Genomic DNA, 16,488 nt, shown 5'->3' with positions numbered 1-16,488 from the left:
CCGGCCGGCCCGATGAGCAGCAATCAGCGCCTCGCCCTCCTCGGGCCCCACAACCTGGATGCCGACGGCATCGACGCCTTCGCGGCCGCGCTCGGCGCGGCCTGCGGGGTGGGCGATGTCGCGGCCGTGATCCTGCGGCTCACCGCCACCGACGAGCGCGGGCTCACCGCCCGGGTGAAGCAGGTCGCGCCGATCACGCAAGAAGCCGGCGCGGCCCTCGTCGTGGCCTGCCCGGGGTTCACCGGCGACCTCGTCTCGGTGGCGACGAGGGGTGGCGCCGACGGGGTGCATGTCGACAAGCCGCGCGACCTGAAGGACCTGCGCGACCGTCTCCGGGACGGGCGCATCCTCGGGGCGGGCGGCATCGAGACCAAGCACGGTGCCATGGAGGCGGGCGAGGCCGGCATCGATTACCTGATGTTCGGCGGACTCTATCCGGACGGCGTCGCTCCGGAGGCCGAGACCGTGCTGGCACGCGCCGAATGGTGGGCCGAGATCTTCGAGACGCCCTGCGTCGCGGTGGCCGCGACGGCGGACGAGATCGCCTCCCTGGTCGCCACCGGGGCCGAATTCGTCGGCCTGGAGAGCGCCCTGTGGCTGCCCGGGACCGAAACGGTCGCACGGGCGCAAGCCTTGATCGCGGAGCGGGCCGCGTGAGCCTGCGCGTCCTGGATCTGCCCGTCCTGGTCCTCGCGGTGGCGCTGGCCACGGCGCTGCCGGCGCTCGCCGCGCCCGGCCCGCTCGATCCGGCCAAAATCGTCGCGCCGTCCGACAAGACCACGATGCCGGAGCTTCCGAGCCCCTACACGCCGAACTATTCCCGAGGCGCCGTCCCGCCTACCAGCGGCCAGCCGGCGGACCTCGCCTACGGTGCCTATCAACGCGGCCAGTACGTCACCGCCTTCCGGGAGGCGACCAAGCGGATCGAGGCCAATCCCAAGGACGCCGCCGCGATGACGCTGTTGGGCGAGCTCTACAACCAGGGGCTCGGCGTCAAGCAGAACCCCGTGAAGGCGGCCGAGTGGTACCGCCTTGCCGCCGCCCAGAACGACGCTGCCGCGATGTCGTCGCTCGGCCTGATGGCGCTCGACGGGCGCGGCATGCCGAAGGATCCCAAGGCCGGCCGGCGTTGGTTGGAACAGGCCACGGCCCAGGGCTCGTCCACGGCCGCCTACAATCTCGGGCTGATCCTGATCGGTACCGGCGCCACCGCCGACGAGACGGCGGCCGCCACGCAGTTCCGGAAGGCCGCCGACGCCGAGATCGGCCCGGCCCAGCATGACCTGGGCGTGCTCTACCTCCAGGGCCGCGGCGTCCAGAAGGATTCGAGCCAGGCGGCCCAGTGGTTCCGCCGCGGGGCCGACAACGGCGACCTCGCCAGCGAGGTCGAGTACGCGATCCTGCTGTTCAACGGCAACGGCGTGACCAAGGACGAGCGCTCGGCCGCCCGCTACTTCCTGCACGCGGCCTCGCGCGGCAACGCCATCGCGCAGAACCGGCTTGCGCGGCTCTACGCGGTGGGCCGGGGCGTATCCAAGAACCTGATCGAGGCCGCGGCCTGGAACCTCGCCGCCGCCGCGCAGGGCCTGTCCGACGCCTGGCTCGACCAGACCCTGGCGGGCCTCAGCGGCGACGAGCGCACCCGCGCCGAGCGGCTGGCCAACGAGCGCATCGAGCAGCGCTGAGGCGGACAGTGGCCGGTTGGGCCTGGCGGTACAATCCAGCCGCACTCTCATCCTAAGCGGCTCCGCGTCGATCCGTCGTTTGTCCTTCGCTCCACGATCAAACGGACGCGGGTGCGGCCACCGACAGATGGGAGCGCCAGGACGTCGCGCGAGACCCGTCTCTCGGGTGAGCGTCCAGATTAACTTATCGAACTCTAGACTGGCCCTGGCGGCATGAGACGTTCTCCCGAAGCCAAGCGCGCCCTCTCCCACGGATAGGAGAGCGCATCTGGCACCGGCCGTTGCGCACGTCCGGTCACGATCCGTGGATATAAAAGCCTGCCTGAGACCGGGCCCTGTCGCGCTGCGTCATCGACGGAGAGCTCAAACCTCCGGCGCCTCGGCCTTCGACCAATCCACCCCGGCTTCCAGTTCCGGCAACAGGACCACGCTCTCCTGCTCGTTCGGGTCGGTCCGGGCGATCACCGCCGTGACCGGCTCGGTCCGGCTGCGGTTGTAGGGCAGGTGCGGCACGTCGGCGGCGATGTACACGAACTCGCCGGCTCCCGCGATCACGTGGTGCTCCAGGCGCTCGCCCCAGAAGCAGCCCGAGATGCCGGACAGGACGTGGATCGCGGTCTCGTGCGATTCGTGCTTGTGGGCGTGGGCACGTTCGCCGGGTGGAATTTCCAGAAGCTGAAGATGCAGCGCTTTGGCGCCCACCGCCTCGGCCGAGATCGCGGGCCGGTAGATATGCCCCTGCTTGCCGCGGAACGGCGCACTCTCGCGCAGGACCATCAGGCCGGGCCGTGATGTCTCGGATGCGTCGCTCATGATTCGCCGACCTTGAACGCGGAATCGACTGGGATCTGCATGCCGTTGACGAGGGCGTTGGTCTGGTTCGCCATGCCGACCACCGCCAGGAACTCGCCGTGCTGCTCCGCGGTCAGGCCTTTCGCGCCGGCCGCGGCGGTGTGGGAGTGGATGCAATAGGGACAGCCGTTGGCGATCGAGACCGCGATGTAGACCAGCTCCTTGGTCAGCGGGTCCAGGCTGCCAGGCCCCATCACGACCTTGAGGCTCGCCCAGGTGCGCTCCAGCAGGCCCGCATCGTTGGCGAGACCGCGCCAGAAGTTGTTGACGAAGTCCGAGCCCCGGGTCGCCCGGATGTCGGCGAACACCGCCCGCACCCGCGGGTCGGCCTCCGCCTCGGCATCGCTCCACAGCGTCACAGTCGCCATCTTGCCTCGCTCAGAGCTTGCAGGCGCCGTCGAGCGCCCGGTTCTCGGCCTCGGTGAACAGGCGCGAGCGGATATGGAAGCGCTTTTCGCGGCCGTTTTCCAGGGAGAACATGCCGCCGCGCCCCGGCACCACGTCGAGCAGGATGTGGGTGTGCTTCCAGACGGTGAATTGCGAGCGCGAGATGAAGAAATCTGCGCCGCCGACCTGCCCGAGATGGACGTCGCCGTCGCCGATGATGAAGTCGCCGACCGGGTAGCACATCGGCGAGGACCCGTCGCAGCAGCCGCCGGACTGGTGGAACATCACCGGCCCGTACTCGGACCGGAGCTCGTCGATCAGTGCCAGCGCCGCCGGCGTCGCGGTGACCCGCAGGGGCGTGCCGTCGGCGCCAGCCTGCTCGGCCGTGGTGGCGTCGTTCGTGGAAACGGCGGTCATGCTTCACTCCCCTGCTGGCTGTGGGATATGCGCGCCGGGGTTCGGATTTCTACGGCGCGGCCCGGTTCGGCAGCAAACCCGGCCCCTAAAAGAAAAACCCCGGCCGCGAGGCCGGGGTGAAGTCGGCTCGGGGGTAACCCGGACCAGGACTCAGAAGAATCCGAGCTTCTTGGCCGAGTAGCTGACCAGCATGTTCTTGGTCTGCTGGTAGTGATCGAGCATCATCTTGTGGGTCTCGCGGCCGATGCCGGACTGCTTGTAGCCGCCGAAGGCCGCGTGGGCCGGGTAGGCGTGGTAGCAGTTCGTCCAGACGCGGCCGGCCTGGATCGCCCGGCCGAAGCGGTAGGCGCGGGTGCCGTCGCGGGTCCAGATTCCGGCGCCGAGGCCGTAGAGCGTGTCGTTGGCGATCGCCAGCGCGTCGGCATCGTCCTTGAAGGTCGTGACCGACAGGACCGGGCCGAAGATCTCCTCCTGGAAGATCCGCATCTTGTTGTGGCCGCGGAACACCGTCGGCTGCACGTAGAAGCCCTCGGCCAGCTCACCATCCTTCACGTTGCGCGCGCCGCCGGTGAGCAGCTCCGCGCCCTCCTGACGGCCGATGTCGATGTAGCTGAGGATCTTCTCCATCTGCTCGCCCGAGGCCTGGGCGCCGATCATCGTGGCGGGATCGAGCGGCGAGCCCTGGGTGATCGCCTCGACGCGCTTCACCGCCCGCTCCATGAAGCGGTCGTAGATCGACTCGTGCACCAGCGCCCGGCTCGGACAGGTGCAGACCTCGCCCTGGTTGAGGGCGAACATCGTCAAGCCTTCCAGGGCCTTGTCGAAGAAGTCGTCGTCCTCGTTGGCCACGTCGGCGAAGAAGATGTTCGGCGACTTGCCGCCCAGTTCCAGCGTAACCGGGATCAGGTTCTGCGAGGCGTATTGCATGATCAGGCGGCCGGTAGTCGTCTCACCGGTGAACGCGATCTTGGCGATGCGCGGCGACGACGCCAGCGGCTTGCCGGCCTCCAGGCCGAAGCCGTTGACGATGTTGATGACGCCCGGGGGCAGCAGGTCGGCCAGCAGCTCCATCACCACCAGGATCGAGGCCGGGGTCTGCTCGGCGGGCTTGAGCACCACGCAATTGCCGGCGGCGATCGCCGGGGCCAGCTTCCAGACCGCCATCAGGATCGGGAAGTTCCACGGGATGATCTGGCCCACGACGCCGAGCGGCTCGTGGAAGTGGTAGGCCACCGTGTCGTGGTCGATCTCGGAGATCGAGCCTTCCTGCGCGCGGATGCAGCCGGCGAAGTAGCGAAAATGGTCGATCGCCAGGGGGATGTCGGCGTGGGTCGTCTCGCGGATCGGCTTGCCGTTGTCCCAGGTCTCGGCCAGCGCGATCAGATCGAGGTTCTCCTCCATCCGGTCGGCCATCTTGTTGAGGATGCGCGCGCGCTCGGCCGGGGCGGTGCGGCCCCAGGATTCCTTGGCCGCGTGGGCGGCGTCGAGCGCCTTGTCGACGTCGGAGGCGTCGGAGCGGGCGACCTCGCAGATCACCTTGCCGGTGATCGGCGAGGTGTTCTCGAAGTAGCGGCCGGCGGTCGGGGCGACCCACTGGCCGCCGATGAAGTTGTCGTAGCGGGCCGAGAAGGGCGACTTGGTCCGGGCGTCGCCCAGAAATTCCGGCTTGTTCATGGCTCTGTTCCCTCCGTAGGCCCCGGCCTCGCGAACCGCGGCTCTTGGGCTGAAGCTGGAACGCGGACGGCCGATTCGATCGGCGGCGTCCGGTTCGGCTCTGGTGGCAGCCAATGGCTTTTGGCGTGCCGAATCAAGGTGGACTTTTGGCCAGTGCGCGAGCGAGCGGATCCTACGCCCTCCCGGTCAGGATCGCGACAGGACAAGTGTCCGTCAACCCAGGACCCGGTGGTTCAAGCGTGAAAACCCCTCGGATGTCCGGCCGCGCCGAGACAGGCTCGACCAACACTTCGGCATTATTCTCATGCCAGATCGCTGACCTTGAGGGTTAGCTTGGCAGGCGCGCCGAGGCCTTACGATCCGAGCGCGAAGGGCAGCGCCAGCATCGCCAGAGGCAGCGCGGCAACGGCCGCCGCTCGCAGCAAGGCCGGGCGGTAGGACATCACTGCAACGACCAGTAGCGCCGCGCCGGTCAGGGCGCCGATCCACTGGACTGGGCCGAAATTCCAGCCGGCACAGGCCACCGAGGCCGCGAACGACACCGCAAGACCGGACCATCCGGCCGCGCGGAGGCTCTTGGTCCGGCTCCGAGGCGCGGGCACGCGGAACACGGCGCGGTGATGCCGGTCGAGGCTGAGCGCCAGGGCGGCGAAGCTCGAGAAGCTGAGGCACAGGCTCAGCGCCAGGGCGGCGGCGGTCACGCTTCCACCGTCCGCGACAAAGCTGGTTTGGCCGCCCAAACCCGGCCCGGTCGCCGGTTCGCGAAACGGGCACCGATGGCGAGCAGGATCGCCACCGCGAGCATCGCCGCGTCGAAGCCCAGGAAGCGGGTCTGGCCAACGGTCACCGCGTCCACGACCGGGATCGCCACGAAGGCGAGCGCCGCCGCCGAGAGCCCGGCTGGCCAAGCCTTCGCGCTGGGGACCAGCGTCGAGGCAACGGCTGCGAGGATCCAGGCCCCGAAGAAGGCGCGCACCTCCCAATCCGCCCGGGCGGCGAGGTCGAGGGGCAGCAGCCGGTTGGCCAGGAAGTAGGCGGCCAGGCCGGTCGGCAGCCCGGCGATCGTGCCGAGGTTGAGCACCCGCACGAGGCGCAGGCCGAAACCCGCCGGGTTCGCGCCCTTCGGCATGCGGGCGACTGTCCAGAGAACGAGGCCCGACGCGATGGTGGCGGCGCCCATCACACCGCAGAGGAAGAAGAGGATGCGCAGGGGCGCGGCGGCGAAATGCGCCTCGTGTAGGCCGATCATCACGGCGCCGGTGCGGGTCGCGCCGCCGGCCTCGCCGGTCCGGGACAGCTCAGTACCGGTATCGCCCGCGTAGACGATCTGCGGATGCAGGTGTGCGAGGCCGGGCGGCTCCTCGAAGAAGGCGGTGACGCTCGAGGCCGCATCGCCCGGCATCGTCACCATGACGACCTCCGGTGGCTCGCCGCCATCCGCGGTGGCGCGGGCCACGATCTCGCCGAGCGGCGACTGGATACCCGGCCTGCCCGCAGGCTTGCGTGCCGCCGCCATGATCCCGGACTCGGCGTAATACGCCAGGACATCGTCCTGGTAGGCCGCCTTCACGCCCCAGGGCATCAGCATCGGGCCGAGTTCGATCAACCCGGTGTAGACGATCATCAGGTGGAACGGCAGCGCCAGCACGCCGAAGACATTATGGGCGTCGAGCCAGCCGCGCTGCGCCGAGCGGTCCCGCCGGAACGTGAAGAAGTCGGCGAAGATGCGCCGGTGGGTGACGATGCCGGTGATCAGCGACACCAGCAGGATCATCGCGCAGATGCCGACGATCCAGCGGCCCCACATCGACGGCAGGGCCAGCTCGAAATGGAAGCGGTACAGGAAGTCCCCGCCCTTCGTGTCGCGCGCCCGGGAAGGCTCGCCGGTCGTGGGATCGAGGAGCGCGTGGTGGTACGGCCCGCCGGGATTCTTCCACCAATAGACCTCGACCTGTGGCGTCTCGACGGTCGGAAGCCGGACCGACCAGGCCATGGCATCCGGCATAACGCGCCCGAGATAGGCCGCGGCGCGGGTGGCGGCCGCGGACGGGTCGACCGCCGTCCCGGACAATTCGGGTCGCATCCAGTGCGAGACCTCGGCGCGGTAGTAGCTCGCCGTCCCGGTCACGAAGATCGCGAACAGCACCCATCCGATGACCAGTCCGGACCAGGTGTGCAGCCACGCCATCGACTGCCGGACGCTTCTTCCGGGCCCGCTCATGGCGCCACGGCCCCGGTGAATGCGCCGGCGAGCCACAGCCCCCCGGCCAGGGATGCGGCGATCAGGCCGAGGAACAGCGCTGCGCGGCCGAGGGTCCGGGCCGCGAACACCCAGATCACCGCGCCGGCCATGATGGCGAAGCTTACGAGCGTCCCGGTCGAGACCGCCTCGGAGCGCGGCATCGGCAGGATCAGGGCCAGCAACGCCGCCGAGAGGGCCGCGACGCCGTAGCCGCCGAAGGCCGCCAGCACGACGCGTCCGGCTACCGCCAGACGGTCGATCAAACCTGGCATGGAGCGGGCGCTCATCGCGCGGCCTCCCGGTTTCGTGATCTCATTCCCGCGGCCTAGCAGCGGCGTACCGCGACTCGCAACGGCTATGTTCCGGAACGATTCCAGTGTTGCCCCGGCCGCTTGAAGATGTTCCCGACCGCTGTGCAATCGTGAGTCGCTCAAAGCTCGGATCGTCACGTACCGAACCGGCCGCTCGTTCGGCGGTGGCGGTGCGGCTTCGATGCGCATGGACGAGCCGGGGACGCCAAGCCTCCCAAGCCCTCAAATCCCTCAATGCCCCTCCGGGAACTTCAGGAGCGAATCCCCACGGCTGATCAGCCGCGACGTCCCATTGCTCAGCGTCCGAGTGTCGTACCCGCATTGTTGCGGCCGGCTCTCTGCAGGGCGGCGGCGGCGCTGCTTGCGCTCGGCGGCAGATCCGGGCCAGCGCTGGATCGGCCGGATCCGGTGTGCGGCCCTGGATTCGGCATCGTCCCGATACGGTCTCCGCTCTTGCCCCAGGCGAGGCCGGCATTGAGGCCCGCGTAGAAGCCGGTGAAATCTTCAGCCCGCGCCGGCGCCACCGCGAGAATCAGCAGGATCGTCGGCATCAGCACGCGGCGCATGGCGGCTCCGAAACAAGAAAGGCGGCGACCCCGCTGAGGGCCACCGCCTTGGAGAATTTCGAGGGATCGCGGCAGCAAAACGGCCGCGAGACCGCTAGTCTTCGACGTTGATGCTGGAGGCCTCGCGGCCCTTCTGACCATCGACGACGCCGAGGGTGACCTGCTGGCCTTCGGCCAGAGATTCCAGGCCGGCACGGGACAGGGCGGAGCGATGGACGAACACGTCCTTGCCGCCGTCGTTGACCGAGACGAAGCCGAAGCCCTTGGCGGGATCGTACCACTTCACGGTGCCGCTCATCTCGACCGAGGGACCGGACGCAGCCCGGCCACCACCGCCGAAGCCACCACCGCCGCCACCGGCGCCGTAACCACCGCCGCCGCCACCACCGTAGCCACCACCGCCACCGCCACCGCCGGCGAAGCGGTCGGCGCCGAATCCGCCAGTGCGCGGGCGCAGCTCACGCCGGGGCGCGGGCGCCTCGGCCGTGGAGGTATCGACGCTGGTGACGCTCGTGACCTGCGGGCCCTTCTGGCCCTGCGCCGTGGTGACCGTCAGCCGGGTGCCCGGCATCAGGTCGGCGTGGCCAGCAGCCTCGACGGCGCGAATGTGGAGGAAGGCATCGCCCGAGCCGTCGCCGAGTTCGACGAAGCCGAAGCCCTTCTCCTTGTTGAACCACTTGACCGTCGCATCACGCTCCGGCCCGGTTGCCACCGGCGCAGCGCCGGGACCGCCGCGGGGCGGGCCGCGGTCGAAACCACCGCCGCCGAAACCGCCGCCGCCGCCACCACCGAATCCACCACCGCCGTATCCGCCGCTGGGGGGAGCCTGATCAGGCCATCTCGGCTCGCCAGCCTCGTCGAAGCCGCGCTTCTGCGGCCCCCTGAAATCACGACCACGTCCCATCGAAAGCTCGCAAAAACCGTCCGCCGCCCTGGTCTTGAATACCGCGTGCGCGCCATCCCAGACAGCCCACGCCCCGCACTATCATTACCCCCGGTCGCGGTAACCAAGAATAACGCCCCAGTCCTGACGCAATCGGGCCTTGACCGCAAGGACCTTCTTCGCCAAGACGCGCCCGTTTCGTTACTTTCTTGCGATAAACAACGCAGGTTGCGGGCCCTTTGGATCCAGGCGTTCGCCTTGGACGAGAGGGCGTTAGCGAAACGCAAAGGCTGTTCGGCTAGACTCGCGTCGCGCCCCGCAACGGCACCCGGCCATGATCGCGACTCCGACCTTCCCCGATCTTTCGGCCCTCGTGGTCGATGAGAGTCTCTACATCCGGCGAATCGTGCGCGACATGCTCATGCGCGTCGGCATCAAGCGCGTGCTGGAGGCGCCGGACGGCGCCGAGGCGCTGGGCGTGCTGGCCGAGAGCAAGCCCGACATCAGCATCATCGACTGGGACCTGTCGATCCTGTCCGGGGAAGAGTTCATCCGGCTCGCGCGCACGCCCACGACCTCCCCCTGCCCGACCATCCCGATCATCCTGATGCTGGCCCAGCCGCGCCGGAACGTGGTCGACCGCGCCGTCGCGCTGGGGGTCAACGAGATCATCGCCAAGCCATTCTCGCCGAAGACCCTGTGGTCGCGGCTCGACGAGGTGATCAACCGGCCCCGCCCCTATTCCCAGGTCAAGAGCCTGCTGCGTCCGATCCCGCGCCGGTCGGGCGCCATGAAGGCAGTCGCATGACGACCGCGGCCTAAGGTGGGTCGCGACGATCGGACATTGCAGTTCCCGACCGACCCTGTAGGGTCTTCCATCAAGAATGGCCGAGCGCGACGCTTCTGGCTGACCCGAAGGACCGACGGCCGCGCCGATGAGGGACGAGACCGCTGCGGCCGCGCCGTCCCGCACGTCGGCCGGCGCAGTGCCGCTCCAGCCGACGGCCCCGTCGCCGGGCCGTGACAGACGACGCGTCGCCTACGCGGCGCTGGATCTCGGCACCAACAATTGCCGCCTTCTTATCGCCGAGCCGACCTTCAGCGGTTTCCGGGTGATCGACGCCTTCTCGCGCATCGTCCGCCTCGGCGAGGGACTGGGCACCTCGGACCGTCTCAACGACGCCGCGATCGAGCGCACCGTCGAGGCCCTGCGGATCTGCCGGACCAAGATGCAGGCCCGGGGCGTCCGCCGGGCCAAGGTAATCGCCACGGAAGCATGCCGCCTCGCGGTGAACGGCGCGGCCTTCGTCGAGCGCGTCCGCCGGGGCGTCGGCCTCGACCTCGAGATCGTCGACCGGCAGACCGAGGCGTATCTCGCGGTGACGGGCTGCGCGGCGCTCGCCGACCCGGACGCGGAATCCGTGGTGATCTTCGACATCGGCGGCGGCTCCACCGAGATCGCGTGGCTCGACGGCGAGGCGGCCAACCCGTCCACCGACCCGACTCTGCGGATCCGCGCTTGGGATTCCCTGCCGGTCGGCGTCGTCACCCTGGCCGAACGCCATGGCGGCGCCGAGGTGACCCGGCGGATGTTCGAGGGCATGGTCGAGGAGGTGGCGGAAAAGCTGTCCGCCTTCGCGATCCGGGCGGCGGCGGCGGCCACGGCCCCGCATTTCCACCTGCTCGGCACGTCCGGCACGGTGACCACGATCGCCGCCATGCATTTGCGGCTGGCCCGCTACGAGCGGCGGCGGGTGGACGGCCTGTGGATGAGCGACCATGAGGTCTCCGCGGCCATCGACGATCTGCTCGACACGCGGCTGGAGCAGCGGGCCGACAATCCCTGCATCGGACGCGATCGCGCGGATCTGGTACTCGCGGGCTGCGCGATCCTGGAGGCGATCCGGCGGGCCTTCCCGTCCGAGCGCCTGCGCATCGCCGACAGGGGCCTGCGCGAAGGATTGTTGATGAACATGATGCGGGAGGACGGCGTCTGGAACCGGAAGGCCGTCCGATGAGGACACCACGATGACGGACCGGCGCGGGGGCGCGGGCTCCACGGGCGGCGTGCGCGGCGACCTGAAGCAGCGGGTGAAGACCGGCCGCGGCCGGACGCTGTCGCAGAAGCGGTGGCTGGAGCGCCAGCTCAACGATCCCTATGTGGCCCGGGCCAAGCGCGAGGGCTATCGCTCCCGCGCGGCCTACAAGCTCATCGAGATCGATGAGCGCTACAAGCTGCTCAAGCCCGGCCAGCGGGTGGTCGACCTCGGGGCAGCGCCGGGCGGCTGGTCGCAGGTGGCGGCCCGGATCGTGGGGACGACGGGCCGCGTCGTCGGCATCGACCTCCTTGAGATCGAGCCGATGCCGAACGTCGAGTTCATCACCCTCGACTTCCTGGATCCCGAGGCACCGGTGAAGCTGACCACGCTGCTCGGCGGCCCGGCCGACCTCGTCCTGTCCGACATGGCCGCCAACGCCACCGGTCACAAGAAGACCGACCACCTGCGGATCATCGGCCTGGCCGAGACCGCGGCCGAGTTCGCCCGCGAGATCCTGGCCCCAGGCGGCGCCTACCTCGCCAAGGTGCTGCAGGGCGGCACAGAGAACGCCCTGCTGGCCGACCTGAAGCGAGACTTCACGGCGGTGCGCCACGTGAAGCCGGCGGCAAGCCGGTCCGATTCCAGCGAGCTCTACGTGCTCGCGACTGGCTATCGCAGCGTCGCGGCGCGGGCGGCCGCGGCGGCCGACGAGGCCTGAACCTCCCCCGATGCTGTTCGAGTGGGCGCTGTCGCTGGTCAATCCCGCGCCGTTGCGCCTGCGCCGCCTCGGCTATGTCCGCCAGAGCGGCCGTCTCCACGCCCGGTCCCGCCGCTGCCGCGCGGCCTGGGCGCCGCACCTGACCCGGGCGCGCGGCGTGATCATCGCCGCCGCCGAGGCGACGGCCGGGCGCGGGTCGGTGGTGGTGCTCGGGTCCGGGCTCCTTGACGACGTCCCGCTCAAGGCCCTCGCGGACCTGTTCGACCGGGTGTCTCTGGTGGACGCCGTCCATCCCTGGCCGGCACGGCTCACCGCCCGCCGACACCGCAACGTCGCCCTGGTGACCGCGGAGATCAGCGCGGGCTTGGGCGATCCAGGCCTTGCCGAGGTCTGTGCGTCCGCCGACCTGATCGTGTCGGCCAACCTGCTGTCGCAGCTCCCGATCGTTCCGATCGAAGCTCACGAAGCGCGGGGCCGTGAGGCGCCGCCGCAACTGGGCACCCAGATCGTCGAGACTCATCTCGCGGCCCTGGACCGGCTCGCATCCGGGACCGCGCGGGTCTGCCTGGTCACCGACATCGTGCAGCGTGTGGAGGACCGGGCCGGGCGGGTGACCGACAGCCTAGACCTGATGTTCGGGGTGGCTCTGCCGCCGCCAGTCCAGGTTTGGGACTGGGAGATCGCGCCGTTCGGCGAAATCGGCCGACGCCACCGGCTGATCCACCAGATCCATGCCTACCCGGACTGGCGGGCCGCCCGGGCCTGATCCGTTTGCGAGCCGACAGTCCCCGCTCACCGTCGTTGCGAGCGGAGCGAAGCAAGCCAGGGCATCACATGATTCGCGAAAGTGGCGCCTCACTGGACTGCTTCAGCGCGCGCGACGATGGAGAGCGATCATCAACTGAGGGTGCCAACCGACCAGCATGACCCATGCAAAAAGCCGCCCCGGTGTCCCGGGACGGCTTTCTCAGGTGGCGTCGGCGTTCCGCCTCACTCGGTCGGGGCGTCCTCGGCGGGTGCGCGGGCCTCGCCCTCTTCCGGGGCGATTCCCTCGAAGCGCGGCCGGCGACGGCGGCGCGGCTTCACGGGCGCCTCCTCGGCTGCGGCCTCGGGGCCGGGACCGCCGGCTGCTCGACGGGAGTCGTGGCCGCCACCGGACGGGGCGGCGTCATCAGGAACGCCGGCAGGCTCGCCGGATCCTCCGCCGTGACCGGAGCCGGAGCGGCCTCGCGGCGACGCTCGCGACGGGCGCGGGCTCGGCCTGACGGGGCGTCTCGCTGCGAGCGACCGCCTCGCCCCTGGGTTCGCTCCGGCGCGGCTGACGCTCGTCGGAGCGGGTATCCTGGCGGGCGTCCTGGCGGGCGTCCTGGCGAGTTTCCTGGCGGCTCTCCTGCTGCCGGGGCTCCGCACGCGCGGTCTCGGACCGGCCGGACTCGTAGCGGTTCTGATCGCCGCGGGCGTCCTGCCGTGTCTCCTGGCGCGTCTCCTGCCGGTAATCCTGGCGGCCGTAATCCTGCCGTCCGTCCTGGCGGGTGTCTTGGCGGTTCTCTTGCCGGCTGTCCTGCCGATTATCCTGGCGGGTGTCCTGCCGATCCTGCCGGTAGTCGGGACGCTGCTGATAGTCCTGCCGCGGGGAATCCTGCCGCTGGTAATCCTGCCGGGGCTGATCCTGGCGCCGGTAATCCTGGCGACCATTGTTGTCGAAGCGCCGCTGGTCCCGGTTCTGGAAGCGATCGCGGCCCTGCTGCTGACGACCGTCCTGCTGCTGGTTCAGGTCCTGCCGCATCTCGTAGGGCTGGGGCTGCTGACCCGGGTCGCCGTCGTCGTAGCCATTGTAGGGCTGGCCGTTCTGCGACGCGCCGTTGCCCTGGCCCTCGTCGTCACCCTCGTCCATCTCGTCGTCGTAGGCGCGGCTGGCATATCCACCGGTATTCGTCGGCCGAGTCTGCTCCTGGGCGCCGGATACGATCCGGAAATAGTGTTCGCCGTGCTGGAAATAGTTTTCGGCCGCTACGGGATCGCCGGCCGCCTGCGCGTCGCGGGCGAGCTGCGCGTACTTGTCGGCGATGTGTTGCGCCGTGCCGCGGATTTTGACGTCGGGGCCGTTGGATTCGTAAGAGCGCGTCAGCGGATTCGGACCTTTCGGCCGGTTACGGCCGCGCATCCGTCGATTCTGGTTTGGTCTCATCGGTCTTCAGTGACCCTCGTTCACGCAAACGACGTTCTTCGGGGCGTCCGGCGTCGATCTTCAGACGCGCTCCGGCCAAATGCACCCGGTGAAGCCGCACGGTCGACCGCCTCACGGTCCGCGCGTTCGCCTGACCATCCCTCGCACCGCGCGTCCGGGCACAGACGCCAGAAACCAGTCGATTGTCAGGTTCGAGTGTTGTCGAACTGACGCGCAGTCGCACGCGCGCTCAAGTCCAACAATACGGGGGATCAGCGAACCGGGCGGGGACCTGCGATCGTTGCCGACCGTATAATCGTCCGTCTTAACGAACCGTTCGCGACCTTCAAACGGACTCTAGCGTTCCCCGGGAGATGCAACAAGCATTTTCTCAGCCCACCGATCGTCGTCGCGGATCTAGGCATCCGTGTGGCCGAATGGAAGGCCGAATGTCAGGACGCGATCGTGGCCCGCCAGATCGCGCCTGAGCCCCAGGTCGGCGTAGCCGGCACCGCGTCCAAGCGTTCGCACCGCCTCGGCCTGATCGTACCCGATCTCGAGCAGCAGCCGTCCGCCCGGCGCCAGCAGCGCGGCGTCCCGGACCCCATCGAGGATCCGTCTGTAGGCGTCGAGCCCATCCGGCCCACCATCGAGAGCGGCGTGGGGATCGTGCAGCCGCACGTCCCGGTCGAGGTGCTGGATGACGTGGCGGACGATGTAGGGCGGGTTCGAAACCACAAGGTCGAAGCCGCCCCGGAGGGCGTCGCACCAATCCCCCGCCGCGAAGGCCGCCCGGCCGCCGACCCCGTTGGCGACCGCGTTGTGCCGGGCGATGCGCAGGGCTGCCGGTGACCGGTCGAGGCCGAGCCCGTTGGCCTGCGGCAGCTCGCTCAGGAGCGCCACCAGGATACAGCCAGAGCCGGTGCCGAGGTCGAGGCACCGGAGTGGTGCCGCCCGGTCCGGAGCGCAGGCGAGCGCCGCCGCCACCAGGGTCTCGGTATCGGGACGCGGAACCAGGGTTTCGGGCGCCAGCCTGAATGGCAGGCCCCAGAACTCCCAGGCGCCCAGGATGCGGGCCACGGGCTCGCCGGCGAGCCGCCGCGCGAAAGCCGCGTCGAGGGCGTCGCCAGCCTGCGCGTCGAGAATCCGGTCCCCGTCGAGAAGGAGGTCGCGCACGTCGAGGTCGAGCAGGCCCAGCAGGAGGAAGCGCGCGTCCCCCGCGGCTTCCGCGTTGCCGCCGGAGCTGAGCAGGGTGGTTCCCCGACGCAGGGCCTCCCGCCGCGATAGGCCCCGGCTCGTTCCCGCGATCACGCCGCCGCTCAGGCCATGCCTTCGGCGGCCAGCAACTCGGCCTGATGCTCGGTGATGAGCGCGTCCACCACCTCGTCCAGCGCGGTGCCGGCCATGACCTCCTCCAGCTTGTAGAGGGTCAGGTTGATGCGGTGGTCGGTCACCCGCCCTTGGGGGAAATTATAGGTCCGGATGCGCTCGCTGCGGTCGCCGGACCCGACCTGCGCCCGCCGGTCGGCGGCACGGGCGGAATCCTTTGCGGTCCGCTCGGCGTCGTAGAGCCGGGCGCGCAGCAGCGACATCGCCCGGGCGCGGTTCTTGTGCTGCGACCGCTCCTCCTGGACGAAGACCACGATACCGGTGGGCAGGTGGGTGATGCGGATTGCCGATTCCGTCTTGTTGACGTGCTGGCCGCCGGCGCCCTGGGCCCGCATCGTATCGATCTTCAGGTCGGCGTCGTTGACGACGATGTCGACCTCCTCGGCCTCCGGTAGCACCGCCACGGTGGCGGCCGAGGTGTGGATGCGGCCCTGCGTCTCGGTGTTCGGCACCCGCTGCACGCGGTGCGCGCCGCTCTCGAACTTCAGGCGCGCGAACACGCCCTTGCCCTTCACCTCCGCCACGACCTCGCGGAACCCGCCGACGGTGCCCTCGCTCTCGGATATCACCTCGACCCGCCAGCCCTTCGACTCGGCGTATTTAGCATACATCCGGAACAGGTCGCCGGCGAACAGTGCCGCCTCGTCGCCGCCGGTGCCGGCGCGGACTTCCAGGATCGCGCTCTTCTCGTCGGCGGCATCCTTGGGCAGCAGTATGAGCTGCAATGCCCGGTAGGCGCCTTCGAGCTGATCCTGGGCCTCCGGTTTCTCCTCGGCCGCAAGGGCGCGCATCTCCGGATCGGTGCCGGCCTCGTCGATCATCGCCTCCAGGCCCGCCAGGTTCGCAAGCGCCGACCGGTAGGTGTGGATCGCGTCCACCACGGGATCGAGATCGGACAGCTCACGAGAGAGCTGGATCACGGTCTCGGATTCGCCTTCGCCGGTGGCGAGCTGCGCGGTGACGAATTCGTGCCGCGCCAGGATGGCGTCGAGGCGCTCGGTGGGAAAGGGGATCATCGCCCGTGTTTCTGCAGGTTCTGGCGCACGACGTTCCAGGCCGGGCGTGGTCTCGTCTCAGGGGTGGGAGCGCGGGATCTTAAAGTTGACCGACGCGGCAGGACAGAGGCCCACCCCACGCCGCCTCCCTTCGCGCGCGGAA

18 protein-coding genes are annotated in these 16,488 nt (G+C 69.6%); 6 read left to right on the top strand and 12 right to left on the bottom strand.

Annotated features, from left to right (window positions below):
- Nucleotides 1–12: 12 nt before the first annotated feature.
- Both FVA80_RS01030 and FVA80_RS01025 read left to right on the top strand, forming a co-directional pair.
- Nucleotides 13–657 (top strand): thiamine phosphate synthase, encoded by a 645-nt coding sequence (locus FVA80_RS01030; protein WP_147910118.1) that lies wholly within the window; start codon nucleotides 13–15, stop codon nucleotides 655–657.
- Complete coding sequence (locus tag FVA80_RS01025; RefSeq protein WP_147910117.1) at nucleotides 654–1,685, top strand: tetratricopeptide repeat protein; 1,032 nt, start codon at nucleotides 654–656, stop codon at nucleotides 1,683–1,685. Before FVA80_RS01030 ends, FVA80_RS01025 begins: the two co-directional genes overlap by 4 nt.
- A 363-nt stretch (nucleotides 1,686–2,048) precedes the next feature.
- Here the strand turns inward: FVA80_RS01025 and FVA80_RS01020 are convergent, their stop codons facing one another.
- The 9 genes from FVA80_RS01020 to FVA80_RS31805 all read right to left on the bottom strand — a co-directional run bounded on the left by FVA80_RS01020 (nucleotide 2,049) and on the right by FVA80_RS31805 (nucleotide 9,038).
- Complete coding sequence (locus FVA80_RS01020) at nucleotides 2,049–2,498, bottom strand: cupin domain-containing protein (protein ID WP_147910116.1); 450 nt, start codon at nucleotides 2,496–2,498, stop codon at nucleotides 2,049–2,051.
- Entirely contained in the window at nucleotides 2,495–2,905 is a 411-nt protein-coding gene (locus tag FVA80_RS01015) for a carboxymuconolactone decarboxylase family protein (protein WP_147910115.1), read from the bottom strand. Before FVA80_RS01015 ends, FVA80_RS01020 begins: the two co-directional genes overlap by 4 nt.
- 10 nt (nucleotides 2,906–2,915) lie before the next feature.
- Nucleotides 2,916–3,341, bottom strand: coding sequence for a DUF779 domain-containing protein (locus FVA80_RS01010; RefSeq protein WP_147910114.1), 426 nt, complete (start codon nucleotides 3,339–3,341; stop codon nucleotides 2,916–2,918).
- Between the two features lie 150 nt (nucleotides 3,342–3,491).
- Nucleotides 3,492–5,015 carry an aldehyde dehydrogenase gene (gene adh / locus FVA80_RS01005; RefSeq protein ID WP_147910113.1) on the bottom strand — a complete coding sequence of 508 codons (1,524 nt, stop codon included), beginning with the start codon at nucleotides 5,013–5,015 and terminating at the stop codon, nucleotides 3,492–3,494.
- A 353-nt stretch (nucleotides 5,016–5,368) separates the two neighbouring features.
- Nucleotides 5,369–5,716 (bottom strand): DUF3325 domain-containing protein, encoded by a 348-nt coding sequence (locus FVA80_RS01000; protein ID WP_147910112.1) that lies wholly within the window; start codon nucleotides 5,714–5,716, stop codon nucleotides 5,369–5,371.
- Nucleotides 5,713–7,203, bottom strand: coding sequence for a PepSY-associated TM helix domain-containing protein (locus tag FVA80_RS00995; protein ID WP_187193561.1), 1,491 nt, complete (start codon nucleotides 7,201–7,203; stop codon nucleotides 5,713–5,715). The genes FVA80_RS01000 and FVA80_RS00995 overlap by 4 nt, the downstream gene beginning before the upstream one ends.
- A 29-nt stretch (nucleotides 7,204–7,232) precedes the next feature.
- Nucleotides 7,233–7,544: an iron transporter gene (locus FVA80_RS00990; protein ID WP_147910110.1), complete on the bottom strand. Its 312-nt coding sequence runs from the start codon at nucleotides 7,542–7,544 to the stop codon at nucleotides 7,233–7,235.
- 320 nt (nucleotides 7,545–7,864) lie between these two features.
- Nucleotides 7,865–8,134: a hypothetical protein gene (locus FVA80_RS00985; protein WP_147910109.1), complete on the bottom strand. Its 270-nt coding sequence runs from the start codon at nucleotides 8,132–8,134 to the stop codon at nucleotides 7,865–7,867.
- Nucleotides 8,135–8,228: 94 nt separating this feature from the next.
- Nucleotides 8,229–9,038: a cold-shock protein gene (locus FVA80_RS31805; protein ID WP_147957770.1), complete on the bottom strand. Its 810-nt coding sequence runs from the start codon at nucleotides 9,036–9,038 to the stop codon at nucleotides 8,229–8,231.
- A 313-nt stretch (nucleotides 9,039–9,351) separates the two neighbouring features.
- Here FVA80_RS31805 and FVA80_RS00975 point away from each other — a divergent pair, with 313 nt between their 5' ends.
- The 4 genes from FVA80_RS00975 (at nucleotide 9,352) to FVA80_RS00960 (ending at nucleotide 12,540) form a co-directional block, all read left to right on the top strand.
- Nucleotides 9,352–9,825 carry a response regulator gene (locus FVA80_RS00975; RefSeq protein ID WP_147908202.1) on the top strand — a complete coding sequence of 158 codons (474 nt, stop codon included), beginning with the start codon at nucleotides 9,352–9,354 and terminating at the stop codon, nucleotides 9,823–9,825.
- 127 nt (nucleotides 9,826–9,952) lie between these two features.
- A complete protein-coding gene (locus FVA80_RS00970; protein ID WP_147908203.1) occupies nucleotides 9,953–11,035 on the top strand; it encodes a Ppx/GppA phosphatase family protein in 1,083 nt (360 codons plus the stop codon).
- Nucleotides 11,036–11,045: 10 nt separating this feature from the next.
- On the top strand, nucleotides 11,046–11,774 hold the full coding sequence (locus tag FVA80_RS00965) for an RlmE family RNA methyltransferase (protein ID WP_147908204.1): 729 nt from the start codon (nucleotides 11,046–11,048) through the stop codon (nucleotides 11,772–11,774).
- Nucleotides 11,775–11,784: 10 nt separating this feature from the next.
- Complete coding sequence (locus FVA80_RS00960) at nucleotides 11,785–12,540, top strand: hypothetical protein (protein ID WP_147908205.1); 756 nt, start codon at nucleotides 11,785–11,787, stop codon at nucleotides 12,538–12,540.
- Between the two features lie 405 nt (nucleotides 12,541–12,945).
- On the opposite strand, the gene FVA80_RS00955 is transcribed toward FVA80_RS00960, so the two are convergent.
- The 3 genes from FVA80_RS00955 to prfA form a co-directional block, all read right to left on the bottom strand.
- Nucleotides 12,946–13,938 (bottom strand): DUF4167 domain-containing protein, encoded by a 993-nt coding sequence (locus FVA80_RS00955; RefSeq protein ID WP_348644609.1) that lies wholly within the window; start codon nucleotides 13,936–13,938, stop codon nucleotides 12,946–12,948.
- Nucleotides 13,939–14,358: 420 nt separating this feature from the next.
- Complete coding sequence (prmC, locus tag FVA80_RS00950; protein WP_147908207.1) at nucleotides 14,359–15,252, bottom strand: peptide chain release factor N(5)-glutamine methyltransferase; 894 nt, start codon at nucleotides 15,250–15,252, stop codon at nucleotides 14,359–14,361.
- An 8-nt stretch (nucleotides 15,253–15,260) separates the two neighbouring features.
- Nucleotides 15,261–16,346 carry a peptide chain release factor 1 gene (gene prfA, locus FVA80_RS00945; protein ID WP_147908208.1) on the bottom strand — a complete coding sequence of 362 codons (1,086 nt, stop codon included), beginning with the start codon at nucleotides 16,344–16,346 and terminating at the stop codon, nucleotides 15,261–15,263.
- Between the last annotated feature and the right edge of the window lie 142 nt (nucleotides 16,347–16,488).

It is taken from the genome of Methylobacterium sp. WL1, from assembly GCF_008000895.1.
Classification (GTDB): domain Bacteria; phylum Pseudomonadota; class Alphaproteobacteria; order Rhizobiales; family Beijerinckiaceae; genus Methylobacterium.
The sequence above is the reverse complement of the archived record's forward strand: the minus strand, read 5'-3'. Positions and strand labels throughout refer to the sequence as shown.